Origin of the sequence: Streptococcus mitis (assembly GCF_946188685.1) — a bacterium.
GTDB lineage: Bacteria > Bacillota > Bacilli > Lactobacillales > Streptococcaceae > Streptococcus > Streptococcus mitis_CC.
Genome location: NZ_CAMHWH010000002.1, coordinates 237,059 through 262,388 on the forward strand (window position 1 = coordinate 237,059; position 25,330 = coordinate 262,388).

A 25,330-nucleotide genomic window follows, 5' to 3' on the forward strand; every position below is an offset into this window, starting at 1 on the left:
GATTTCAAGTCGAATCAGGATTTTTTCATGGATGCGATTTTTTCTGGGTCTGGTGTGACACGGAGGGTCTTTTGTCCTGTGTAAGTGACAAAGCCAGGTTTTCCACCAGTCGGTTTGTTGAGTTTTTTGATTTCAATCATGTCCACCTGGACCAGATTTGATAGGCGACCTTGAGAGAAGTAGGCGGCCAGCTCTGCTGCGTCTGTCTTGACTTCATCGGATGGGTCAAGATTGCCTGAGATGACAACATGGCTTCCAGGAATGTCCTTGGCATGGAACCAAAGTTCCTCCTTGCGGGCCATTTTAAAGGTTAGCTCCTCATTTTGCAAGTTATTGCGGCCGACATAGATGATGGTTTTGCCATCGCTTGCCAGATATTGTTCTGGTTTTTTGCGTTTCTGGATTTTCTCCCGCTGTCTTCTGCGGATAAAACCAGTTTGAATCAATTCTTCACGGATTTCAGCGATTTCTTCCAGTCCAGCTTGGTTGAGGACGGTTTCTACACTTTCCAGATAGAGAATGGTTGCCTTGGTTTCTTCAATCAGATCAGTCAAGTATTTGACAGCTTCTTTTAATTTCTGATAGCGTTTGAAATAGCGTTGGGCATTCTGGTTGGGAGTCAGAGCCTTATCCAGCGCAATCGTGATAGGTTGGTTGGTGTAGTAGTTGTCCAGGATAACCTGGTCTTGGTCGTTAGGCACTTGATGGAGGAAGGTTGTCAGCAATTCCCCTTTTTGGCGAAATTCTTCAGCATTGTCTGTCGCCAGTAACTCTTTTTCCTGTTTTTTCAGCTTATGTCGATTTTTCTGAAGTTCATTTTCAACACGACGAATCAGTTCACTGGCTTGCTGTTTGACGCGGTCGCGTTCAGCCTTATCCTTATAGTAGGTGTCCAACAAATCAGAAAGACTGGCAAAAGGCTCTCCCACTTGATTTGCAAAAGGAATTGGGCTGAAGGAAGTCTCAGTCAAGCATGGTTTGGTTTCTTGATTGAAAAAGTTTCGGAAAGTAGATAGTTTATCACTAACCAGAATGTTTTCCAATTCATTTGCCGTATCGCGTCCCAGACCTTGAAAGAGGCTTTGAAGATTTTTAGCTGTCGTTTCCTGTGTTTGCAGGATTTCAAAGAGTTTCTCGTCCTTGATTGTAAAAGGATTGAGAGATTCTGTACTTGGCGGAGCGATGTAGGTCGACCCAGGCAGCAAGGTGCGGTAGCTATTTTGTGAAAAACCAACATGTTTGATAACTTCGAGGATTTTATGACTGCTTTTATCGACCAGTAGAATATTACTGTGTTTCCCCATAATTTCGATAATCAAGGTAGCCTGAATATGGTCCCCAATCTCGTTTTTATTAGAAACCGTAATTTCCACAATACGGTCATTTTCCACTTGCTCAATCGACTCAATCAGGGCACCCTGCAAATATTTTCTTAAAACCATGATAAAGGTAGAAGGCTGGGCTGGGTTTTCAAAAGTTGTTTGGGTCAGCTGAATGCGTCCAAAAACTGGATGGGCAGAAAGGAGCAGGCGATGACTTTGGCGATTGCTACGGATTTGCAAGACCAACTCTTGTTCAAAAGGTTGATTGATTTTCTGAATGCGACCATTCACTAATTCTCTTCGCAATTCCTCAACCATGTGGTGTAAAAAAAATCCGTCAAATGACATCGTTCTCTCCTTGTGATTGTATTCCATAGTATTATATCAAAAAGGTAGAATAAAATCATGGAAATGTGGTATAATAAAGCCAAGTAAAGAGAAACGAGAAGCACATGTATATTGAAATGGTAGATGAAACTGGTCAAGTTTCAAAAGAAATGTTGCAACAAACCCAAGAAATTTTGGAATTTGCAGCCCAAAAATTAGGAAAAGAAGACAAGGAGATGGCAGTTACCTTTGTGACCAATGAGCGTAGTCATGAACTCAATCTGGAGTACCGTGACACCGACCGTCCGACAGATGTCATCAGCCTTGAATATAAACCAGAGTTGGAAATTGCCTTTGACGAAGAAGATTTGCTTGAAAATCCAGAATTAGCAGAGATGATGTCTGAGTTTGATGCCTATATTGGGGAATTGTTCATCTCTATTGATAAGGCTCATGAGCAGGCTGAGGAATATGGCCACAGCTTTGAGCGTGAGATGGGCTTCTTGGCAGTACACGGCTTTTTACATATTAACGGCTATGATCACTACACTCCGGAAGAAGAAGCGGAGATGTTCGGTTTACAAGAAGAAATTTTGACAGCCTATGGACTCACAAGACAATAAACGAAAATGGAAAAATCGTGACCTGATATCCAGTTTAGAATTTGCTCTTACAGGAATTTTTACTGCCATAAAGGAAGAACGCAATATGCGAAAACATGCGGTGACGGCTCTCGTGGTCATCCTCGCAGGTTTTGTTTTTCAGGTGTCACGAATCGAATGGCTCTTTCTCCTATTGAGCATTTTTTTGGTAGTAGCCTTTGAAATTATCAATTCTGCTATCGAGAATGTGGTGGATTTGGCCAGTCACTATCACTTTTCTATGCTGGCTAAAAATGCCAAGGATATGGCGGCTGGCGCGGTATTAGTGGTCTCTCTTTTCGCAGCCTTAACAGGCGCATTGATTTTTCTCCCACGAATCTGGGATTTATTATTTTAAATAGCAAGAGGAAATTATGACTTTTAAATCAGGCTTTGTAGCCATTTTAGGACGTCCCAACGTTGGGAAGTCAACTTTTTTAAATCATGTCATGGGGCAAAAGATTGCCATTATGAGTGACAAGGCGCAGACAACGCGCAACAAAATTATGGGAATTTACACAACTGATAAGGAGCAAATTGTCTTTATCGACACACCAGGGATTCACAAACCTAAAACAGCTCTCGGAGATTTCATGGTCGAATCTGCCTATAGCACCCTTCGTGAAGTGGATACCGTTCTTTTCATGGTGCCTGCTGATGAAGCGCGTGGTAAGGGGGACGATATGATTATCGAGCGTCTCAAGGCTGCTAAGGTTCCTGTTATTCTGGTGGTGAACAAGATCGATAAGGTTCATCCAGACCAGCTTTTGTCTCAGATTGATGATTTTCGTAATCAAATGGACTTTAAGGAAATCGTTCCAATCTCAGCTCTTCAAGGGAATAACGTCTCTCGTCTAGTGGATATTTTGAGTGAAAATCTGGACGAAGGTTTCCAATATTTCCCGTCTGATCAAATCACAGACCATCCAGAACGTTTCTTGGTTTCAGAGATGGTTCGCGAGAAAGTCTTGCACCTAACTCGTGAAGAGATTCCGCATTCTGTCGCAGTAGTAGTGGATTCTATGAAACGAGACGAAGAGACAGACAAGGTTCATATTCGAGCAACTATCATGGTCGAGCGCGATAGTCAGAAAGGGATTATCATCGGTAAAGGTGGTGCTATGCTTAAGAAAATCGGTAGCATGGCCCGTCGTGATATTGAACTCATGCTAGGAGACAAGGTCTTCCTAGAAACCTGGGTCAAGGTTAAGAAAAACTGGCGTGATAAAAAGCTAGATTTGGCTGACTTTGGCTATAATGAAAAAGAATACTAAGTAGAGGTGGGCTCATGCCTGCTTCTTGTTTTTACAGAAGGAGGATTTATGCCTGAATTACCAGAGGTTGAAACCGTTCGACGTGGCTTGGAAAAATTGATTTTGGGTAAGAAGATTTCGAGTATAGAAATTCGTTATCCCAAGATGATTAAGACGGATTTGGACGAGTTTCGAAAGGAAGTGCCTGGTCAAGTTGTTGAGTCGATGGGACGTCGTGGTAAATATTTGATTTTCTACCTGACAGACAAGGTCTTGATTTCCCATTTGCGGATGGAGGGCAAGTATTTTTACTATCCAGACCAAGTACCTGAACGCAAGCATGCCCATGTTTTTTTTCAGTTTGAAGATGGTGGCACGCTTGTTTATGAGGATGTACGCAAGTTTGGTACTATGGAACTCTTGGCTCCTGACCTTTTAGACGCTTACTTTATTTCTAAAAAATTAGGTCCTGAACCAAGCGAACAAGACTTTGATTTGCAGGTCTTTCAAGCTGCCCTATCTAAGTCCAAAAAGCCTATCAAATCCCATCTTCTAGACCAGACCTTGGTAGCTGGACTTGGCAATATCTATGTGGATGAGGTTCTCTGGCGAGCTCAGGTTCATCCAGCTAGACCTTCCCAGACTTTGACAGCAGAAGAAGCGACTGCCATTCATGACCAGACCATTGCTGTTTTGGGACAGGCTGTTGAAAAAGGTGGTTCCACCATTCGGACCTATACCAACGCTTTTGGTGAAGATGGAACTATGCAGGATTTTCATCAGGTCTATGACAAGGCTGGTCAAGAATGTGTACGCTGTGGTACCATTATTGAGAAAATCCAACTAGGTGGACGAGGAACTCACTTTTGTCCTCAGTGCCAAAGGAGGGGCTGATGGGAAAAATCATTGGAATCACTGGGGGAATTGCCTCCGGTAAGTCAACCGTGACAAATTTTCTAAGAAAGCAAGGCTTTCAAGTAGTGGATGCCGACGCAGTCGTTCACCAACTACAGAAACCTGGTGGTCGTCTGTTTGAGGCTCTAGTCCAGCACTTCGGGCAAGAAATCATCCTTGAAAACGGAGAACTTAATCGCCCTCTCCTAGCTAGTCTTATCTTTTCAAATCCTGAAGAACGAGAATGGTCTAAGCAAATCCAAGGAAAGATTATCCGTGAGGAACTAGCTACGTTGAGAGACCAGTTGGTTCAGACAGAAGCTATCTTTTTCATGGATATCCCCTTGCTTTTTGAGCAGGACTACAGCGCTTGGTTTGATGAGACGTGGTTGGTATATGTGGACAGAGATGTCCAAGTTGAACGCTTAATGAAAAGGGATCAGTTATCCAAGGATGAAGCTGAGCCTCGTCTGGCAGCCCAGTGGCCTTTAGAGAAAAAGAAAGGTTTGGCTAGCCATGTTCTAGACAATAATGGAAATCAGGACCAGCTTCTTACTCAGGTGTTCTCCCTTCTTGAGGGAGGTAAGCAAGATGACAGAGATTAACTGGAAGGATAATCTGCGCATTGCCTGGTTTGGTAATTTTCTGACTGGAGCCAGTATTTCTTTGGTTGTGCCTTTTATGCCCATCTTTGTGGAAAATCTAGGTGTAGGGAGTGAGCAAGCTGCTTTTTATGCAGGTTTAGCTATTTCTGTCTCTGCTATTTCTGCGGCGCTCTTTTCTCCTATCTGGGGTATTTTTGCTGATAAATACGGTCGAAAACCCATGATGATTCGTGCTGGTCTGGCCATGACTATCACTATGGGAGGCTTGGCCTTTGTACCAAATATCTATTGGTTAATCTTTCTTCGTTTACTAAATGGTGTATTTGCGGGTTTTGTTCCCAATGCAACGGCCTTGATAGCCAGTCAGGTTCCCAAGGAAAAATCGGGCTATGCCTTAGGTACTTTGTCTACAGGCGTAGTTGCAGGTACTCTAACTGGTCCTTTTATTGGTGGCTTTATCGCAGAATTATTTGGTATTCGTACAGTTTTCTTAATGGTTGGTAGTTTTCTATTTTTAGCTGCTATTTTGACTATTTGCTTTATCAAGGAAGATTTTCAACCAGTAGCCAAGGAAAAGGCTATTCCAACAAAGGAATTATTTACCTCGGTCAAATACCCCTATCTCTTGGTCAACCTCTTTCTGACCAGTTTTGTCATCCAATTTTCAGCCCAATCAATCGGCCCTATCTTAGCTCTTTATGTACGCGACTTAGGCCAGACAGAGAATCTTCTTTTTGTATCTGGTTTGATTGTATCCAGTATGGGCTTTTCCAGTATGATGAGTGCAGGAGTCATGGGCAAGCTAGGTGATAAAGTGGGCAACCATCGCCTCTTGGTTGTAGCCCAGTTTTATTCAGTTATCATCTATCTCCTCTGTGCCAATGCCTCTAGCCCCTTTCAACTAGGACTTTATCGTTTCCTCTTTGGATTGGGAACCGGAGCCTTGATTCCCGGAGTTAATGCCCTTCTCAGCAAGATGACGCCCAAAGCTGGTATTTCGAGGGTCTTTGCCTTTAATCAGGTATTCTTTTATCTGGGAGGTGTCGTTGGTCCTATGGCAGGTTCTGCAGTAGCAGGTCAATTTGGCTACCATGCAGTCTTTTATGCGACAAGTCTTTGTGTTGCCTTTAGTTGTCTCTTTAACCTGCTTCAATTTCGAACATTATTAAAAGTAAAGGAAATCTAGTGAGAGTAAAAATTAATCTCAAATGCTCCTCTTGTGGCAGTGTCAATTACCTAACCAGTAAAAATTCCAAAACCCATCCAGACAAGATTGAGGTTTTAAAGTATTGTCCCAAGGAAAGAAAAGTAACCCTACATCTTGAATCTAAGTAGATTTTATGGTAAAATAATAGGGATTTTAAGGAGTTTGATATGTATAACCTATTATTAACCATTTTATTAGTATTATCTGTTGTGATTGTGATTGCGATTTTCATGCAACCAACCAAAAACCAATCCAGCAATGTATTTGATGCCAGCTCAGGTGATTTGTTTGAACGCAGTAAAGCACGCGGTTTTGAAGCTGTAATGCAGCGTTTGACAGGGATTTTAGTCTTTTTCTGGCTAGCCATTGCCTTAGCATTGACGGTATTATCAAGTAGATAAGAAAATAATGGGCAGGACTAGGTCTTTGCCTCTTTTTATTTTTAAAGGATGTTTGAAAAGGTTTTACAGTAAAAGAAAATTAAAAAATCTAGAAAGAAAATATGAAAGATAGAATAAAAGAATATTTGCAAGATAAGGGAAAGGTAACTGTCAATGACTTGGCTCAGGCTTTGGGAAAAGACGGTTCCAAGGATTTTCGTGAGTTGATTAAAACCTTATCCTTAATGGAAAGAAAGCACCAGATTCGTTTTGAAGAAGATGGTACTCTGACCTTAGAAGTTAAGAAAAAACATGAGATTACTCTCAAGGGGATTTTTCATGCCCATAAAAATGGCTTTGGTTTTGTCAGTCTAGAAGGCGAGGAGGACGACCTTTTTGTAGGTAAAAACGATGTCAACTATGCTATTGATGGCGATACTGTTGAGGTTGTCATCAAGAAAGTCGCTGATCGTAACAAGGGAACAGCGGCGGAAGCCAAAATTATCGATATCCTAGAACACAGTTTGACAACTGTTGTCGGTCAAATCGTTCTAGATCAGGAAAAACCTAAGTATGCTGGCTACATCCGTTCGAAAAATCAGAAAATCAGCCAACCGATTTATGTAAAAAAACCAGCCCTTAAACTGGAGGGAACAGAAGTTCTCAAGGTCTTTATCGACAAATACCCAAGCAAGAAACATGATTTCTTTGTCGCGAGTGTTCTAGATGTGGTGGGGCATTCAACGGATGTCGGAATTGATGTTCTTGAGGTTTTGGAGTCTATGGACATTGTCTCAGAATTTCCAGAGGCTGTTGTCAAGGAAGCAGAAAGTGTGCCTGATGTTCCGTCTCAAAAGGATATGGAAGGCCGTCTGGATCTAAGAGATGAGATTACCTTTACCATTGACGGTGCTGACGCCAAAGACTTGGACGATGCGGTGCATATCAAGGCTTTAAAAAATGGGAATTTGGAGCTCGGTGTTCACATCGCAGATGTTTCCTACTATGTGACTGAGGGGTCTGCCCTTGATAAGGAAGCCCTTAATCGTGCAACTTCTGTCTATGTGACAGACCGTGTGGTCCCAATGCTTCCAGAACGACTGTCAAATGGTATCTGCTCCCTCAATCCTCAAGTTGATCGCCTAACCCAGTCTGCCATTATGGAGATTGATAAACATGGTCGTGTGGTCAATTACACCATTACACAAACGGTAATCAAGACAAGCTTCCGTATGACCTATAACGATGTTAATGATATTCTAGCTGGCGACGTGGAAAAGAGACAAGAATATCAGAAAATTGTCCCTAGTATCGAACTCATGGCCAAGCTTCATGAAATTTTAGAAAACATGCGTGTGAAACGTGGTGCCCTCAATTTCGATACCAATGAAGCTAAGATTTTAGTGGATAAGCAAGGTAAGCCTGTTGATATCGTTCTTCGTCAGCGTGGTGTTGCTGAGCGCATGATTGAATCCTTTATGCTGATGGCCAATGAAACAGTTGCCGAGCATTTTAGCAAGCTGGATCTACCTTTCATCTATCGAATTCACGAGGAGCCTAAGGCTGAAAAAGTTCAGAAGTTTATTGATTATGCTTCGAGTTTTGGCTTGCGTATTTATGGGACTGCCAGTGAGATTAGCCAGGAGGCCCTCCAAGACATCATGCGTGCTGTTGAGGGGGAACCTTATGCAGATGTATTGTCCATGATGCTTCTTCGCTCTATGCAGCAGGCTCGCTATTCGGAGCACAATCACGGCCACTATGGCCTTGCTGCTGACTATTACACTCACTTTACCAGTCCGATTCGTCGTTATCCAGACCTTCTTGTTCACCGTATGATTCGTGATTACAGCCGTTCTAAGGAAATAGCAGAGCATTTTGAGCAAGTGATTCCAGAGATTGCGACCCAGTCTTCCAACCGTGAACGTCGTGCCATTGAGGCTGAGCGTGAAGTCGAAGCCATGAAAAAGGCTGAGTATATGGAAGAATACGTAGGCGAAGAATACGATGCGGTTGTATCAAGTATTGTCAAGTTTGGTCTCTTTGTTGAATTGCCGAATACAGTTGAGGGCTTGATTCACATCACTAATCTACCTGAATTTTATCATTTCAATGAACGTGATTTGACCCTGCTTGGGGAGAAATCGGGTACAACCTTCCGTGTAGGTCAGCAAATCCGTATCCGAGTTGAAAGAGCCGACAAGATGACGGGTGAAATTGACTTTTCTTACATCCCAAGTGAGTTTGATGTGATTGAAAAAGGCTTGAAACAAGCTGGTTGCAAAGACAGAGGGCGTGGTTCAAATCGTCGTTCAGATAAGAAGGAAGATAAGAGAAAATCAGGACGCTCAAATGATAAGCGCAAGCATTCACAAAAAGACAAGAAGAAAAAAGGAAAGAATCCTTTTTATAAGGAAGTAGCTAAGAAAGGAGCTAAGCATGGCAAAGGGCGAGGGAAAGATCGTCGCACAAAATAAAAAGGCGCGCCACGACTATACAATCGTAGATACGCTAGAGGCAGGGATGGTCCTGACAGGAACTGAAATCAAGAGTGTACGAGCTGCTCGAATCAATCTCAAGGATGGCTTTGCCCAAGTAAAAAATGGGGAGGTCTGGTTGAGCAATGTTCATATTGCTCCTTACGAAGAGGGCAATATCTGGAACCAAGAACCAGAACGTCGTCGTAAACTCCTGCTCCATAAGAAACAAATCCAAAAATTAGAACAAGAGACTAAAGGAACAGGAATGACCCTGGTTCCCCTTAAGGTCTATATCAAAGATGGTTACGCTAAACTCCTTTTAGGTTTAGCTAAAGGGAAGCATGACTATGATAAACGGGAGTCTATCAAACGACGTGAGCAAAACCGCGACATCGCGCGTGTTATGAAAGCTGTTAATCAGCGATAAAAAGAGGAAATGAAGATGGAAAAACTAGTTGCCTATAAACGTATGCCCTTGTGGAATAAAGAAACCATGCCAGAGGCTGTTCAGCAGAAACACAATACCAAGGTTGGGACTTGGGGGAAAATTACTGTCTTGAAGGGAGCTCTCAAGTTTATTGAATTGACAGAAGATGGTGAGGTTTTAGCTGAGCACATCTTTGAAGCAGGAGCCGACAATCCCATGGCACAACCACAAGCTTGGCACCGAGTGGAGGCTGTAACAGACGATGTGGAATGGTATTTGGAGTTTTATTGTAAACCTGAGGATTATTTTCCTAAGAAATACAATACCAATCCGGTTCATTCAGAGGTCCTAGAGGCAATGCAGACAGTAAAACCAGAGAAAGCTTTGGATTTGGGCTGTGGTCAGGGCCGTAATTCCCTCTTTCTTGCACAGAATGGTTTTGATGTGACAGCTGTAGATCAAAATGAATTGGCCCTTGAAATCTTACAAAGCATTGTGGAGCAAGAAGATTTGGACATGCCTGTTGGTCTCTACGATATCAATTCAGCCAGCATTGGGCAAGAGTATGATTTCATCGTTTCGACAGTTGTTTTGATGTTTTTGCAAGCAGACCGCATTCCTGAAATTATTAAAAATATGCAGGAGCATACCACGATCGGTGGTTATAATCTTATCGTTTGTGCCATGGATACGGAAGATTATCCTTGCTCAGTGAACTTCCCATTTACCTTTAAAGAAGGGGAATTGGCAGACTATTACAAGGACTGGGAATTGGTCAAGTACAATGAAAATCCAGGCCATTTGCACCGTCGTGACGAAAATGGCAATCGTATTCAACTACGCTTTGCGACCATGCTAGCTAAGAAAATCAAGTAAATATGTATGAAGGTTGGGGAATTTCCTGATCTTTTTTCTTTTTTTACGAATAATATAGAAAAGGAGAGAAATCATGTTTGTTGCGAGAGATGCTAGGGGAGAATTGGTAAATGTGTTAGAGGATAAACTTGAGAAGCAAGCATACACCTGCCCAGCTTGTGGAGGTCAGCTCCGTTTGCGTCAAGGACCAAGTGTCCGGGCCCATTTTGCCCACAAAACCTTAAAAGACTGTGATTTTTCCTCTGAAAATGAAAGTCCAGAACACCTGGCAAATAAGGAAGTCCTCTATCACTGGTTGAAAAAAGAGGCAGAGGTGCAATTAGAATACCCGCTTCCAGAGCTTAAACAGATTGCGGATGTATTTGTAAATGGCAATCTAGTTCTAGAAGTTCAGTGTAGTCCCTTGACTCAAAAAGTTCTTAAAGAACGTAGTGAGGGCTATCGTAGTCAGGGTTACCAAGTACTGTGGTTGCTGGGGGAAAAACTTTGGCTCAAGGAGCGTTTGACTCGTCTGCAAGAAGGTTTTCTTTATTTCAGTCAAAACATGGGCTTTTATGTTTGGGAATTAGACAGTGAAAAACAAGTTTTAAGACTCAAATACCTGATTCACCAAGATCTTCGAGGTAAACTCCATTATCAGATTAAGGAATTTCCCTATGGTCACGGTAGTCTACTGGAGATATTACGTTTTCCCTATAAGAAACAAAAAATATCGCATTTTACAGTTTCTCAAGATAAGGACATCTGTCGCTATATCCGGCAGCAACTGTTTTATCAAAATCCCATTTGGATGAAAGCACAAGCAGAAGCCTATCAGAAGGGAGAAAATCTCCTGACTTATGAACTAAAAGAATGGTATCCACAAATAAGACCACTAGTAGGTAATTTTTGCCAAATTGAGCAAGATTTGACTCGCTATTATCAGCACTTTTACACCTATTATCAAAAAAATCCTCAAAATGATTTGCAAAAGCTTTATCCACCAGCCTTTTATCAGCAATATTTCTTGAAAAATATGGTAGAATAGAAAGGATGGAGGAATCTAATGGTATTACAAAGACATGAAATAAATGAAAAAGATACATGGGATCTATCAACGATTTACCCAACTGACCAAGCTTGGGAAGAAGCTTTAAAAGAGTTAACAGAAAAATTGGAGACAGTAGCCCAGTATGAAGGCCATCTCTTGGATAGTGCGGATAGCCTACTTGAAATCACTGAATTTTCTCTTGAAATGGAACGCCAAATGGAGAAGCTTTACGTTTATGCTCATATGAAAAATGACCAGGACACACGTGAAGCCAAGTATCAAGAGTACTATGCCAAGGCAATGACTCTATACAGCCAGCTGGACCAAGCCTTTTCATTCTATGAGCCTGAATTTATGGAAATTAGTGAAAAGCAGTATGCTGACTTTTTAGAGGCTCAACCAAAATTGCAGGTTTATCAACACTATTTTGACAAGCTTTTACAAGGCAAGGATCACGTTCTTTCACAACGTGAGGAAGAGCTATTGGCTGGAGCTGGAGAAATTTTTGGTTCGGCTAGTGAAACTTTTGCTATTTTAGATAATGCAGATATCGTCTTTCCATTTGTTAAAGATGATGATGGTAAGGAAGTTCAGCTATCTCATGGGACTTACACACGTCTGATGGAGTCTAAAAATCGTGAGGTGCGTCGTGGTGCTTATCAAGCTCTTTATGCGACTTATGAGCAATTCCAACACACCTATGCCAAAACATTGCAAACCAATGTTAAGGTGCAAAACTACCGTGCCAAGGTTCGTAACTACAAGAGTGCTCGTCATGCAGCCCTAGCAGCCAATTTTGTTCCAGAGAGTGTTTATGACAATTTGGTGGCAGCAGTTCGCAAGCATTTGCCACTCTTGCATCGTTACCTAGAGCTTCGTTCAAAGATTTTGGGGATTTCAGACCTCAAGATGTACGATGTCTACACACCGCTTTCATCTGTTGAATATAGTTTTACCTACCAAGAAGCCTTGAAAAAGGCAGAAGATGCTTTGTCAGTCTTGGGTGAGGATTACTTGAGCCGTGTTAAACGTGCCTTCAGTGAGCGTTGGATTGATGTTTATGAAAATCAAGGCAAGCGTTCAGGGGCTTACTCTGGTGGTTCTTACGATACAAATGCCTTCATGCTTCTTAACTGGCAGGACAATCTAGACAATCTCTTTACTCTTGTTCATGAAACAGGTCACAGTATGCATTCAAGCTATACTCGTGAAACTCAGCCTTATGTTTACGGAGATTATTCTATCTTCTTGGCTGAGATTGCATCAACTACCAATGAAAATATCTTGACGGAGAAATTATTGGAAGAAGTGGAAGATGATGCAACGCGCTTTGCTATTCTCAATAACTTCCTAGATGGTTTCCGTGGAACAGTTTTCCGCCAAACTCAATTTGCTGAGTTTGAACACGCGATTCACCAAGCGGATCAAAATGGTGAAGTCTTGACAAGTGATTTCCTAAATAAACTCTACGCAGACTTGAACCAAGAGTATTATGGTTTGAGTAAGGAAGACAATCCTGAAATCCAATACGAGTGGGCTCGCATTCCACACTTCTACTATAACTACTATGTATATCAATATTCAACAGGTTTTGCAGCAGCCTCAGCCTTGGCTGAAAAGATTGTTCATGGTAGTCAAGAAGACCGTGACCGTTATATCGACTATCTCAAGGCAGGTAAGTCTGACTATCCACTTAATGTCATGAGAAAAGCTGGTGTTGATATGGAGAAGGAAGACTATCTCAACGATGCCTTTGCAGTCTTTGAACGTCGTTTGAATGAGTTTGAAGCCCTTGTTGAAAAATTGGGATTGGCATAAGATGGTTGAATCGTATAGTAAAAATGCCAACCATAACATGCGTCGCCCTGTCGTCAAGGAAGAAATTGTAGACTTGATGCGTCAGCGCCAAAAGCAAGTCACAGGGTCTTTGAAAGAATTGGAAGACTTTGCCCGCAAGGAAAATATTCCCATTATTCCCCATGAAACGGTTGCTTATTTCCGTTTTCTCATGGAAACCATACAACCTAAAAACATTCTGGAAATTGGGACGGCCATCGGTTTTTCAGCCCTCTTGATGGCAGACCATGCTCCAAAGGCCAAGATTACAACCATTGACCGCAATCCAGAAATGATTGGATTTGCCAAGGAAAATTTCGCCCAGTTTGACAGTCGCAAGCAAATTACACTCCTAGAAGGAGATGCGGTAGATGTCTTATCTACCTTGACAGAGTCCTATGATTTCGTCTTTATGGATTCTGCCAAGTCTAAATACATCGTCTTTCTGCCAGAAATCCTCAAACATTTGGTCGTTGGAGGTGTGGTCGTCTTGGATGATATTTTCCAAGGTGGTGATGTTGCCAAGGATATTATGGAAGTTCGTCGAGGTCAGCGAACTATTTACAGAGGACTTCAAAGACTATTTGATGCAACCTTAGACAATCCAGGACTCACCGCAACACTAGTACCTCTGGGAGATGGCATTCTCATGCTTCGTAAAAATGTAGCAGATGTTCAATTGCCTGACAGCGAATGATTTTCAGAAAAATTTAAGAAAATATAGTAAAATAGATAGGGTAACACTTATCTCAAAGGAGTAGACATGAAGAAAAAACTATTGGCAGGTGCCATTACACTATTATCAGTAGCAACTTTAGCAGCTTGTTCGAAAGGTTCAGAAGGGGCAGATCTTATCAGCATGAAAGGGGATGTCATCACAGAACATCAATTTTATGAGCAAGTGAAAAGCAATCCTTCAGCTCAACAAGTATTGTTGAACATGACCATCCAAAAAGTATTTGAGAAGCAATATGGCTCAGAAGTAGATGACAAAGAAGTCAACGATACTATTGCCGAAGAAGAGAAACAATATGGTGAGAACTACCAACGTGTCTTATCGCAAGCAGGAATGACTCTTGAAACACGTAAAGCTCAAATTCGTACAAGTAAATTGGTTGAGTTGGCAGTTAAGAAAGCAGCAGAAGCTGAATTGACAGATGATGCTTACAAGAAGGCCTTTGACGAATACACTCCTGATGTGACTGCTCAAATTATCCGTTTGGACAATGAAGACAAAGCTAAAGAAATTCTTGAAAAAGCTAAAGCTAGTGATGCAGACTTTGCTCAATTAGCCAAAGATAATTCAACAGATGAGAAAACTAAAGCGAATGGTGGAGAAATCACTTTTGATTCTGCTTCAACAGAAGTACCAGAACAAGTTAAAAAAGCTGCTTTTGCTTTAGATGTAAACGGTGTTTCTGATGTGATTAGCGTTACTGGAACACAAGCCTACAGCAGTCAATATTACATTGTTAAACTGATTAAGAAAACAGAAAAATCATCTAATATTGACGATTACAAAGAAAAATTAAAAACTGTTATCTTAACTCAAAAACAAAACGACGCATCATTTGTTCAAAGCATTATCGGAAAAGAATTGCAAGCAGCCAACATCAAGGTTAAAGACCAAGCCTTCCAAAATATCTTTACTCAATACATTGGTGGTGGAGATTCAAGCTCAAGCAGTTCTTCAAAAGAATAAAACAGAAAAGAGCCAAGTGCTCTTTTTCTTATGAGAAAATCTTCTATCTTAAGGGTAAGAGTTTTTTTCTTTCGGAAAAAATGGTATAATAGCAATCAAAACTAGAAAATAAACGGAATTTGGGAATAATTTCTTTTGTTCTCATTAGATTGGTGATACTATGAAGATTAGTAAGAGGCACCTATTAAACTATTCTATTCTAGTTCCTTACTTACTTTTATCTATTTTGGGCTTGATTGTAGTTTATTCTACAACCAGTGCCATTCTTATCGAAGAAGGTAAAAGTGCCCTCCAATTGGTTCGAAGTCAGGGAATGTTTTGGATACTTAGTTTAATATTGATTGCCTTGATATATAAGCTGAAACTGAATTTTTTAAGAAAAGAACGACTCTTATTTATTGTTATGTTTGTTGAGCTGATTCTTTTGGCTCTGGCTCGGATAATTGGTACGCCAGTCAATGGAGCCTATGGTTGGATTTCAGTAGGACCGTTGACCATTCAGCCAGCTGAGTATTTGAAGATTATCATCGTCTGGTATTTGGCCCAACGTTTTTCAAAACAACAGGATGAAATTGCTATTTACGATTTTCAAGTTTTAACTCAAAATCAATGGATTCCTCGTGCTTTTAATGATTGGCGCTTTGTCCTACTAGTAATGATAGGAAGTTTGGCTATTTTCCCAGATTTGGGGAATGCTACTATCCTAGCTCTGGTCGCCTTGATTATGTATACAGTTAGTGGGATTGCTCATCGTTGGTTTATAGCCTTTATCGGTGTATTGTTTGGAGTTTCAGCCCTATCTCTATCAGCTATTTCTATAATTGGGGTTGATAAGTTTTCAAAAGTTCCAGTATTTGGTTACGTGGCCAAGCGTTTCAGTGCCTACTTTAATCCCTTTGCTGATTTGGCAGGAGCTGGTCACCAACTTGCAAATTCCTACTTTGCTATGGTAAATGGTGGATGGTTTGGTTTAGGCTTAGGAAATTCAATCGAAAAACGTGGTTATTTACCAGAGGCCCATACAGACTTTGTATTTTCAATTGTCATTGAAGAGTTTGGATTTGTGGGAGCCAGTTTGATTTTGGCACTTGTCTTTTTCCTGATTTTGCGAATTATCCTAGTAGGAATTCGTGCTAAGAATCCCTTTAATTCTATGATGGCGATTGGGGTTGGGGGGATGATGTTGGTACAGGTCTTTGTCAATATCGGTGGAATTTCTGGTATTATTCCCTCGACAGGAGTAACCTTCCCCTTCTTATCGCAAGGAGGGAACAGTCTCCTAGTCTTGTCTGTAGCCATCGCCTTTGTCTTAAATATTGATGCAAGTGAAAAACGTGCCCAATTATATGAGGAGTTAGAAGCTCACTCATCAAACTATATGTAGAGCTGAGAGTGGAAAGGATTACCTATGTCTCTTCAAAAATTAGAAAACTATAGTAATAAAGCTGTCGTGCAAGAAGAAGTATTGATTTTAACAGAATTGTTAGAAGATATCACTAAAAACATGCTTGCCCCAGAGACTTTTGAAAAAATCATGCAGTTGAAAGAATTGTCAACTCAAGAAGATTATCAAGGTTTGAACCAATTGGTTACGAGTCTGTCAAATGATGAAATGGCTTATATTTCACGCTATTTCTCTATCTTGCCTCTTTTGATTAATATTTCAGAAGACGTGGATTTGGCCTATGAAATTAACCATCAAAATAATATCGATCAAGATTATCTTGGTAAATTATCAGCAACGATCAAAATGGTTGCAGAAAAAGAAAATGCGGTTGAAATTCTAGAACACTTGAATGTTGTCCCTGTTTTGACAGCCCATCCAACACAAGTGCAACGTAAGAGTATGTTGGATTTGACTAACCATATCCATACCCTTTTGCGTAAGTACCGTGATGTGAAATTAGGTTTGATTAATAAGGAAAAATGGCATAATGATCTCCGTCGTTACATTGAGATTATCATGCAGACAGATATGATTCGTGAAAAGAAATTGAAAGTGACCAATGAAATCACGAATGTTATGGAATACTACAATAGTTCATTCCTGAAGGCAGTTCCTCATTTGACTGCTGAGTACAAGCGTCTGGCTAAAAAACACGGCTTGGAGTTGAAACATCCTAAACCAATTACCATGGGAATGTGGATTGGTGGAGACCGTGATGGGAATCCTTTTGTTACAGCAGATACCTTGAAACAATCTGCTATGACCCAGTGTGAAGTCATCATGAATTACTATGATGAAAAGATTTACCAACTTTATCGTGAATTCTCTCTCTCAACTAGTATCGTCAATGTAAGCAAGCAAGTTAGAGAAATGGCTCGTCAATCCAAGGATAACTCGATTTATCGTGAAAAAGAGCTGTATCGTCGTGCCTTGTTTGATATTCAATCAAAAATCCAAGCAACAAAAGCTTATCTGATTGAAGATAAGGAAGTTGGGGCTCGCTATGAAACAGCTAATGATTTTTATAAGGATTTAATTACCATTCGTGATTCCCTCTTGGAAAACAAGGGTGAAGCACTGATTTCTGGTGATTTTGTTGAATTGATTCAGGCAGTTGAAATTTTTGGTTTCTATTTGGCATCTATTGACATGCGTCAAGATTCTAGTGTTCATGAGGCTTGTGTAGCTGAACTCTTGAAATCAGCAGGTATTCATTCTCATTATAGCGAACTAAGTGAAGAAGAAAAATGCCAGCTTCTTTTGAAAGAATTAGAAGAAGATCCACGTATTCTTTCTGCCACTCACGTTGAAAAATCAGAGTTACTTGAAAAAGAATTAGCAATCTTTAAGGCTGCTCGTAAGTTGAAAGATCAGTTGGGAGATGATGTCATTCGTCAGACCATCATTTCACATGCAACCAGCGTATCAGACATGTTGGAATTGGCTATCTTGCTAAAAGAAGTAGGGCTAGTTGACAAAGAAAGAGCCCGTGTCCAAATTGTTCCTCTCTTTGAAACAATTGAGGACTTGGATCACTCAGAAGAAACCATGAGAGAATATCTTTCTCTTCCTCTTGCTAAGAAATGGATTGCTTCACGTAATAACTACCAAGAAATCATGCTTGGTTACTCTGATAGTAATAAAGATGGTGGCTATCTATCATCATGTTGGACCCTCTACAAAGCTCAACAACAATTGACTGCTATTGGAGATGAATTTGGCGTTAAGGTTACCTTCTTCCATGGCCGTGGTGGGACTGTCGGTCGTGGTGGTGGACCAACCTATGAAGCCATCACATCTCAACCGCTCAAGTCTATCAAGGATCGTATCCGCTTGACGGAGCAGGGTGAAGTAATTGGGAATAAATACGGTAACAAAGATGCTGCCTACTATAACCTTGAAATGCTAGTATCTGCAGCCATTAACCGTATGATTACGCAGAAGAAGAGCGACACCAACACCTCAAATCGTTATGAAGCTATTATGGATCAAGTGGTGGACCGTAGTTACGATATCTACCGTGATTTGGTCTTTGGTAATGACCATTTCTATGATTATTTCTTCGAGTCAAGTCCAATCAAGGCTATTTCAAGCTTTAATATTGGTTCTCGTCCAGCTGCTCGTAAGACTATTACTGAAATCGGTGGTTTGAGAGCCATCCCTTGGGTATTCTCATGGTCGCAAAGTCGCGTCATGTTCCCTGGCTGGTATGGGGTTGGTTCAAGCTTCAAGGAATTTATCGATAAAAATCCAGAGAATATCGCTATCCTACGAGATATGTACCAAAACTGGCCTTTTTTCCAATCGCTTCTTTCAAATGTCGACATGGTCTTGTCAAAATCAAATATGAACATTGCTTTTGAATATGCCAAACTGTGTGAGGATGAAGAAGTAAAAGCAATCTATGAGACTATTCTAAATGAATGGCAAGTCACCAAGGAAGTTATCTTGGCTATCGAAGGATATGATGAACTCTTGGCTGAAAATCCATATCTAAAAGCGAGTTTGGATTACCGTATGCCTTACTTTAATATCCTCAACTATATCCAGTTGGAGTTGATTAAACGTCAACGCCGAGGAGAATTATCAAGTGATCAAGAAAAATTAATCCATACAACCATCAACGGAATTGCAACAGGATTGCGTAATTCTGGCTGATACCTATCAAACTTCCTCTTTTTCATAGGGGAAGTTTTTGAATAGTTCAAAAAAATGCTAAAAGAGTCTTGACAAGTAGTTGAAAAATGATATAATTTAACCATTCAGAAAAGTAATCATAATAAACTTTTTAGAGAGTCTGTGGTAGCTGAAAACAGATAAGTGATGATGATGAAAATTGGGCTGAATAGTATTTAGAATTTGAAATCATAAAAATTCGGTGAGCACACCTTACAGTGCATCTCGTTATTGCGAGACAGAGCGATAGGGAAATTCCCTATAATTGAGGTGGTACCGCGCATCGACGTCCTCACACAAGTTTTTTTGTGTGAGGACTTTTTTGATGGAGGTTAGTATGGAAAGAAAACGATGGCGTCAATTGTTTATACTCAATGAAAATCAAAAAGCAAACTAGGAAGCTAGCCGCAGGTTGCTCAAAGCACTGCTTTGAGGTTGTGGATAGAACTGACGAAGTCAGTAACCATAGCTACGGTAAGGCGACGCTGACGTGGTTTGAAGAGATTTTCGAAGAGTATTAGATAAGTGAAGTATTTTAAAGGAATAAAAGGAGAAATAGAATGAAAAATAAACGTTTAATTGGAATTATCGCTGCATTAGCAGTCTTAGTAGCAGGAAGCTTGATTTACTCTTCAATGAATAAACCAGAAGCTAAGAATGAAAAGAAAGTTGCCAAAGTTGGTGTCCTTCAGTTTGTGAGCCATCCATCTCTTGACTTGATTTATAAAGGGATTCAAGATGGACTTGCAGAAGAAGGTTATAAAGATGACCAGTTGAAGATTGACTTTATGAACTCAGAAGGCGACCAAAGTAAGGTTGCAACAATGAGTAAACAATTGGTTGCAAATGGGAATGACCTTGTGGTTGGTATTGCAACACCAGCTGCTCAAGGTTTGGCTAGTGCCACAAAAGATCTACCGGTTATCATGGCTGCTATTACAGACCCAATCGGAGCTAACTTGGTCAAAGATTTGAAAAAACCAGGTGGCAACATTACAGGGGTATCTGACCACAACCCAGCTCAACAACAAGTTGAACTCATCAAAGCTTTGACACCAAATGTGAAAACAATCGGAGCCCTTTACTCAAGCAGCGAAGACAATTCAAAAACACAGGTAGAAGAATTTAAGGCTTATGCTGAAAAAGCAGGTTTGACAGTGGAAACATTTGCTGTTCCTTCAACAAATGAAATTGCTTCAACAGTAAATGTTATGACTAGCAAAGTTGATGCTATCTGGGTTCCAATCGACAACACAATTGCTTCAGCCTTCTCAACTGTTGTTTCAAGTAATCAATCCGCTAAAAAACCAATCTATCCAAGCGCAACTGCCATGGTAGAAGCTGGTGGTTTGGCATCAGTTGTAGTTGACCAACATGACCTTGGTGTGGCAACAGGTAAAATGATTGCGCAAGTCTTGAAAGGTGCAAAACCAGCTGATACTCCAGTTAATGTCTTTTCAACTGGTAAGTCAGTGATTAACAAAAAATTGGCACAAGAATTAGGTATTACGATTCCTGAATCTGTTCTAAAAGAAGCAGGACAAGTGATTGAATAATCTGTAATGGAGGAGTTGGGGACATCTCCTCCAATTTTTTACAATAGAAATCATATAGAAAAGGTTAAGAAACAGATGATATTATCTATTATTTCTCAAGGATTTGTCTGGGCTATTTTAGGTCTGGGAATCTTTATGACATTTAGGATTTTAAACTTTCCAGATATGACGACAGAAGGTTCCTTCCCTCTTGGGGGAGCTGTTGCTGTCACTTTGATAACCAAAGGCGTGAACCCATTTTTAGCGACTCTTGTTGCTGTAGGAGCAGGTTGTTTGGCTGGAATGGCAGCAGGCCTTCTTTATACAAAAGGGAAGATCCCAACCTTGCTCTCAGGGATTTTGGTGATGACTTCCTGTCACTCTATCATGCTCTTAATTATGGGACGTGCGAATTTAGGCCTGCTTGGAACCAAGCAAATTCAGGATGTTTTGCCTTTTGATTCGGATTTGAATCAACTCTTGACAGGTCTTATCTTTGTCAGTCTTGTTATTGCTCTCATGCTCTTTTTCTTGGACACTAAACTCGGACAAGCCTATATTGCTACAGGTGACAATCCTGATATGGCTAGAAGTTTCGGGATTCATACTGGACGCATGGAGCTTATGGGCTTGGTTTTATCAAATGGTGTGATTGCCCTTGCAGGAGCTCTCATTGCGCAGCAAGAAGGCTATGCTGATGTATCTCGAGGAATTGGAGTTATCGTTGTGGGGCTTGCAAGTTTGATAATTGGAGAAGTTATTTTCAAGAGTTTGAGCTTGGCAGAGCGTCTGGTTGCCATCGTTGTGGGTTCTATCGCCTATCAATTCTTAGTGTGGGCAGTTATCGCTCTTGGCTTTAATACAAGTTACCTTCGTTTATACAGTGCCTTGATTTTAGCAGTCTGCCTCATGATTCCAACATTTAAGCAAACAATCTTGAAAGGAGCCAAGTTAAGTAAATGACAGCAATTGTAGAATTAAAAAATGCAACCAAAGTCGTTAAAAATGGCTTTGATGAAGAAAAGATTATTTTAAATGATGTTTCCTTAGAAATTTTTGAACAGGATTTTATCACGATTTTAGGTGGAAATGGTGCTGGGAAATCAACTCTCTTTAACACTATTGCAGGAACCTTGTCATTAACCAGTGGAACCATCCGTATTTTAGGTGAAGATGTTACCAAGTTTTCACCAGAGAAGCGGGCTAAGTATCTGTCTCGTGTCTTCCAAGATCCTAAGATGGGGACAGCTCCCCGTATGACGGTCGCTGAAAATCTTTTGATTGCCAAGTTTCGTGGTGAAAAACGAGGACTGTTTCCGAGACGACTGGCTAGCTACAAGGATGAATTTCAAGCGACCATTGAAAAAGTAGGAAATGGTCTTGAGAAACACTTGAATACACCGATTGAGTTCTTATCAGGTGGTCAAAGACAGGCCTTGAGTCTCTTAATGGCAACCTTGAAGCGTCCTGAATTACTCTTGTTAGACGAGCATACTGCAGCCCTTGATCCAAAGACCAGTGTGGCCTTGATGGAATTGACGGATGAATTTGTCAAGAAAGACCAGCTGACAGCGCTTATGATTACCCACCATATGGAAGATGCTCTCAAATATGGCAATCGTTTAATTGTCATGAAAGAAGGACGAATTATCCAAGATTTGAACCAAGAAGAAAAAGCAAAAATGAAAATCTCTGATTATTATCAACTCTTTGAATAAAGTAGGGAAAATGAGTGAAATGGTTTACTTTTTTTCTGAAATAAAGTATACTATATAAAGTAAACTATGATAACATGGAGGTATTGTGTATGGTTGACAAACAAGTCATTGAAGAAATCAAAAACAATGCCAACATTGTGGAAGTCATAGGAGATGTGATTTCTTTACAAAAGGCAGGACGGAACTATCTAGGGCTCTGTCCTTTTCATGGTGAAAAAACACCTTCTTTCAACGTTGTAGAGGACAAGCAGTTTTACCACTGTTTTGGTTGTGGGCGCTCAGGTGATGTCTTTAAATTCATTGAGGAGTACCAAGGGGTTCCCTTTATGGAGGCTGTCCAAATCTTAGGTCAGCGTGTTGGGATAGAGGTAGAAAAACCGCTTTATAGTGAGCAGAAGCCAGCTTCACCCCACCAAGCTCTTTATGATATGCACGAAGATGCTGTCAAATTTTATCATGCTATTCTGATGACAACGACCATGGGGGAAGAGGCCAGAAACTACCTTTATCAGCGTGGTTTGACAGATGAAGTGCTCAAGCATTTTCGGATTGGTTTAGCACCTCCAGAACGAAACTATCTCTATCAACGTTTGTCTGATCAGTATCGTGAAGAGGATTTCTTGGATTCGGGACTGTTTTATCTCTCGGATGCCAATCAATTTGTAGACACCTTTCACAATCGGATTATGTTTCCCCTGACAAATGACCAGGGAAAGGTCATTGCCTTCTCAGGTCGTATCTGGCAGAAAACGGATTCACAAACTTCTAAGTATAAAAATAGCCGATCGACTGCAATTTTTAACAAAAGTTACGAATTATATCATATGGATAGGGCAAAAAAATCTTCTGGAAAAGCCAGTGAGATTTACCTCATGGAAGGGTTCATGGATGTCATCGCAGCCTATCGGGCTGGAATCGAAAACGCTGTGGCATCTATGGGAACGGCCTTGAGTCGTGAGCATGTTGAGCATCTGAAAAGGTTAACCAAGAAGTTAGTTCTTGTTTACGATGGCGATAAGGCTGGGCAAGCTGCGACATTGAAAGCGCTGGACGAAATTGGTGATATGCCTGTGCAAATCGTAAGCATGCCTGATAACTTGGATCCTGATGAATATCTACAAAAAAATGGTCCAGAAGACTTGGCCTATCTATTAACGAAAACTCGTATTAGTCCGATTGAGTTTTACATTCACCAGTACAAACCTGAAAATAGTGAAAATTTGCAGGCTCAGATTGAGTTTATTGAAAAAATAGCTCCCTTGATTGTTCAAGAAAAATCTATTACTGCTCAAAACAGCTATATACATATTTTAGCTGACAGTCTGGCGTCCTTTGATTATGCCCAGATTGAGCAGATTGTTAATGAGAGTCGTCAGGCACAAAGGCAGAATCGCATGGAAGGTATTTCCAGACCGACGTCAATCACTATGCCTGTCACCAAGCAGTTATCAGCTATTATGAGAGCAGAAGCTCATCTACTTTATCGAATGATGGAATCTCCTCTTGTTTTGAACGATTACCGTTTAAGGGAAGACTTTGCATTTGACACACCTGAATTTCAGGTCTTATATGACTTGCTTGGCCAGTATGGAAATCTTCCTCCGGAAGTTTTAGCAGAACAGACAGATGAAGTTGAAAGAGCTTGGTACCAAGTCTTAGCTCAGGATTTGCCTGCTGAGATGTCACCTCAGGAACTTAGTGAAGTAGAAATGACTCGAAACAAGGCTCTCTTGAATCAGGACAATATGAGAATCAAAAAGAAGGTGCAGGAAGCGAGCCATGTAGGAGATACAGACACAGCCCTAGAAGAATTGGAACGTTTAATTTCCCAAAAGAGAAGAATGGAGTAATAATGGCAACAAAACAAAAAGAAGTAACAACATTTGATGTACAAGTAGCAGAATTTATCCGTAATCATAAACAAAAAGGGACAGCAACTGATGATGAAATTAATGCAAGTCTGGTGATTCCTTTTACCTTGGATGCTGATGGGATTGAAGATCTCTTGCAACGAATTCAGGATGCAGGGATTTCTATCACAGATAACGAAGGAAATCCAAGTGCGCGTGTTCTTAGCACTGAAGAAGAGCCAGAACTCAGTGATGAGGACTTGATTGGTTCAACTTCGGCTAAGGTTAATGACCCTGTCCGTATGTACTTGAAAGAAATCGGGGTCGTACCTCTCTTGACCAATGAAGAGGAAAAAGAATTGGCGCTTGCTGTTGAAGCTGGTGATATCGAAGCCAAACAACGTCTTGCGGAAGCCAACCTTCGTTTGGTTGTTTCTATTGCTAAACGCTATGTTGGTCGTGGTATGCAGTTCCTTGACTTGATTCAAGAAGGAAATATGGGCTTGATGAAGGCGGTTGACAAGTTTGATTATTCTAAAGGGTTCAAGTTTTCAACTTACGCAACTTGGTGGATTCGTCAGGCTATCACTCGTGCTATTGCGGATCAAGCTCGTACCATCCGTATCCCAGTTCACATGGTTGAAACCATCAATAAATTGGTTCGTGAACAGCGTAACCTCCTTCAAGAATTGGGACAAGATCCAACACCAGAACAAATCGCTGAACGTATGGATATGACCCCTGACAAGGTTCGTGAAATCTTGAAGATTGCCCAAGAACCGGTATCCCTTGAAACTCCAATCGGTGAAGAGGATGATAGCCACCTTGGGGACTTTATCGAAGATGAAGTGATTGAAAATCCAGTGGACTATACAACTCGTATCGTTTTGCGTGAGCAGTTGGATGAGGTCTTGGATACTCTTACAGACCGTGAAGAAAATGTTTTGCGTCTGCGTTTTGGGCTAGATGATGGTAAAATGCGTACCCTTGAAGATGTGGGTAAAGTCTTTAACGTGACTCGCGAGCGTATCCGTCAGATTGAAGCTAAAGCTTTGAGAAAACTACGCCAACCAAGTCGCAGCAAACCGCTTCGTGATTTTATTGAAGACTAAGAGTGAGGATGA

General features: G+C 40.8%; 23 protein-coding genes and 1 other annotated feature. Of the genes, 22 read left to right on the plus strand and 1 reads right to left on the minus strand.

Annotated elements, in window-relative coordinates:
- Positions 1–14: 14 nt before the first annotated feature.
- Positions 15–1,670, minus strand: coding sequence for an Rqc2 family fibronectin-binding protein PavA (gene pavA / locus N8N51_RS02970; protein WP_261103534.1), 1,656 nt, complete (start codon positions 1,668–1,670; stop codon positions 15–17).
- Between the two features lie 104 nt (positions 1,671–1,774).
- Between pavA and ybeY the strand changes: the two genes are divergently transcribed.
- From ybeY to rpoD, 22 genes are all read left to right on the plus strand, one after another.
- Positions 1,775–2,272 carry an rRNA maturation RNase YbeY gene (gene ybeY / locus N8N51_RS02975; RefSeq protein WP_000275156.1) on the plus strand — a complete coding sequence of 166 codons (498 nt, stop codon included), beginning with the start codon at positions 1,775–1,777 and terminating at the stop codon, positions 2,270–2,272.
- Positions 2,253–2,648 carry a diacylglycerol kinase family protein gene (locus tag N8N51_RS02980; protein WP_000378166.1) on the plus strand — a complete coding sequence of 132 codons (396 nt, stop codon included), beginning with the start codon at positions 2,253–2,255 and terminating at the stop codon, positions 2,646–2,648. Before ybeY ends, N8N51_RS02980 begins: the two co-directional genes overlap by 20 nt.
- Before the next feature lie 16 nt (positions 2,649–2,664).
- On the plus strand, positions 2,665–3,564 hold the full coding sequence (era, locus tag N8N51_RS02985) for a GTPase Era (RefSeq protein ID WP_000143264.1): 900 nt from the start codon (positions 2,665–2,667) through the stop codon (positions 3,562–3,564).
- A gap of 48 nt (positions 3,565–3,612) precedes the next feature.
- Positions 3,613–4,437 (plus strand): DNA-formamidopyrimidine glycosylase, encoded by an 825-nt coding sequence (gene mutM / locus N8N51_RS02990; protein ID WP_261103535.1) that lies wholly within the window; start codon positions 3,613–3,615, stop codon positions 4,435–4,437.
- Positions 4,437–5,042, plus strand: a complete 606-nt coding sequence (coaE, locus tag N8N51_RS02995; RefSeq protein ID WP_261103536.1) for a dephospho-CoA kinase — start codon at positions 4,437–4,439, stop codon at positions 5,040–5,042. The genes mutM and coaE overlap by 1 nt, the downstream gene beginning before the upstream one ends.
- Positions 5,029–6,228: a multidrug efflux MFS transporter PmrA gene (locus N8N51_RS03000; protein WP_084926420.1), complete on the plus strand. Its 1,200-nt coding sequence runs from the start codon at positions 5,029–5,031 to the stop codon at positions 6,226–6,228. Before coaE ends, N8N51_RS03000 begins: the two co-directional genes overlap by 14 nt.
- Entirely contained in the window at positions 6,228–6,377 is a 150-nt protein-coding gene (rpmG, locus tag N8N51_RS03005; protein ID WP_084926419.1) for a 50S ribosomal protein L33, read from the plus strand. Before N8N51_RS03000 ends, rpmG begins: the two co-directional genes overlap by 1 nt.
- Positions 6,378–6,416: 39 nt before the next feature.
- The gene (gene secG, locus N8N51_RS03010) at positions 6,417–6,650 is read left to right on the plus strand and encodes a preprotein translocase subunit SecG (RefSeq protein ID WP_000282517.1); all 234 of its coding nucleotides are present in this window, start codon (positions 6,417–6,419) and stop codon (positions 6,648–6,650) included.
- A gap of 101 nt (positions 6,651–6,751) precedes the next feature.
- Complete coding sequence (gene rnr, locus N8N51_RS03015; protein ID WP_261103537.1) at positions 6,752–9,106, plus strand: ribonuclease R; 2,355 nt, start codon at positions 6,752–6,754, stop codon at positions 9,104–9,106.
- Positions 9,069–9,536: an SsrA-binding protein SmpB gene (gene smpB / locus N8N51_RS03020; protein WP_261103538.1), complete on the plus strand. Its 468-nt coding sequence runs from the start codon at positions 9,069–9,071 to the stop codon at positions 9,534–9,536. The genes rnr and smpB overlap by 38 nt, the downstream gene beginning before the upstream one ends.
- Before the next feature lie 15 nt (positions 9,537–9,551).
- Positions 9,552–10,412, plus strand: coding sequence for an SAM-dependent methyltransferase TehB (tehB, locus tag N8N51_RS03025; protein WP_261103539.1), 861 nt, complete (start codon positions 9,552–9,554; stop codon positions 10,410–10,412).
- 73 nt (positions 10,413–10,485) lie between these two features.
- Positions 10,486–11,439, plus strand: a complete 954-nt coding sequence (locus tag N8N51_RS03030) for a competence protein CoiA (protein WP_261103540.1) — start codon at positions 10,486–10,488, stop codon at positions 11,437–11,439.
- Between the two features lie 18 nt (positions 11,440–11,457).
- On the plus strand, positions 11,458–13,260 hold the full coding sequence (gene pepF, locus N8N51_RS03035) for an oligoendopeptidase F (protein WP_261103542.1): 1,803 nt from the start codon (positions 11,458–11,460) through the stop codon (positions 13,258–13,260).
- 1 nt (position 13,261) lies between these two features.
- Positions 13,262–13,975, plus strand: a complete 714-nt coding sequence (locus N8N51_RS03040; protein WP_237446910.1) for an O-methyltransferase — start codon at positions 13,262–13,264, stop codon at positions 13,973–13,975.
- Between the two features lie 66 nt (positions 13,976–14,041).
- Positions 14,042–14,980 (plus strand): peptidylprolyl isomerase PrsA, encoded by a 939-nt coding sequence (gene prsA / locus N8N51_RS03045; RefSeq protein WP_004254642.1) that lies wholly within the window; start codon positions 14,042–14,044, stop codon positions 14,978–14,980.
- A gap of 160 nt (positions 14,981–15,140) precedes the next feature.
- Positions 15,141–16,364 carry a cell division peptidoglycan polymerase FtsW gene (gene ftsW, locus N8N51_RS03050; RefSeq protein ID WP_261103544.1) on the plus strand — a complete coding sequence of 408 codons (1,224 nt, stop codon included), beginning with the start codon at positions 15,141–15,143 and terminating at the stop codon, positions 16,362–16,364.
- Between the two features lie 24 nt (positions 16,365–16,388).
- Positions 16,389–19,085, plus strand: coding sequence for a phosphoenolpyruvate carboxylase (gene ppc / locus N8N51_RS03055; RefSeq protein WP_261103545.1), 2,697 nt, complete (start codon positions 16,389–16,391; stop codon positions 19,083–19,085).
- Between the two features lie 96 nt (positions 19,086–19,181).
- Positions 19,182–19,400, plus strand: a binding site (T-box leader).
- 263 nt (positions 19,401–19,663) lie between these two features.
- Positions 19,664–20,659 (plus strand): tryptophan ABC transporter substrate-binding protein, encoded by a 996-nt coding sequence (gene trpX, locus N8N51_RS03060; RefSeq protein WP_004259575.1) that lies wholly within the window; start codon positions 19,664–19,666, stop codon positions 20,657–20,659.
- Positions 20,660–20,734: 75 nt separating this feature from the next.
- Entirely contained in the window at positions 20,735–21,601 is an 867-nt protein-coding gene (locus tag N8N51_RS03065) for an ABC transporter permease (protein WP_084863531.1), read from the plus strand.
- Complete coding sequence (locus N8N51_RS03070; protein ID WP_020901797.1) at positions 21,598–22,356, plus strand: ABC transporter ATP-binding protein; 759 nt, start codon at positions 21,598–21,600, stop codon at positions 22,354–22,356. Before N8N51_RS03065 ends, N8N51_RS03070 begins: the two co-directional genes overlap by 4 nt.
- 89 nt (positions 22,357–22,445) lie before the next feature.
- Positions 22,446–24,206 carry a DNA primase gene (gene dnaG / locus N8N51_RS03075; protein ID WP_261081625.1) on the plus strand — a complete coding sequence of 587 codons (1,761 nt, stop codon included), beginning with the start codon at positions 22,446–22,448 and terminating at the stop codon, positions 24,204–24,206.
- Between the two features lie 2 nt (positions 24,207–24,208).
- The gene (rpoD, locus tag N8N51_RS03080) at positions 24,209–25,318 is read left to right on the plus strand and encodes an RNA polymerase sigma factor RpoD (RefSeq protein WP_000201903.1); all 1,110 of its coding nucleotides are present in this window, start codon (positions 24,209–24,211) and stop codon (positions 25,316–25,318) included.
- The last annotated feature ends 12 nt before the right edge of the window (positions 25,319–25,330 follow it).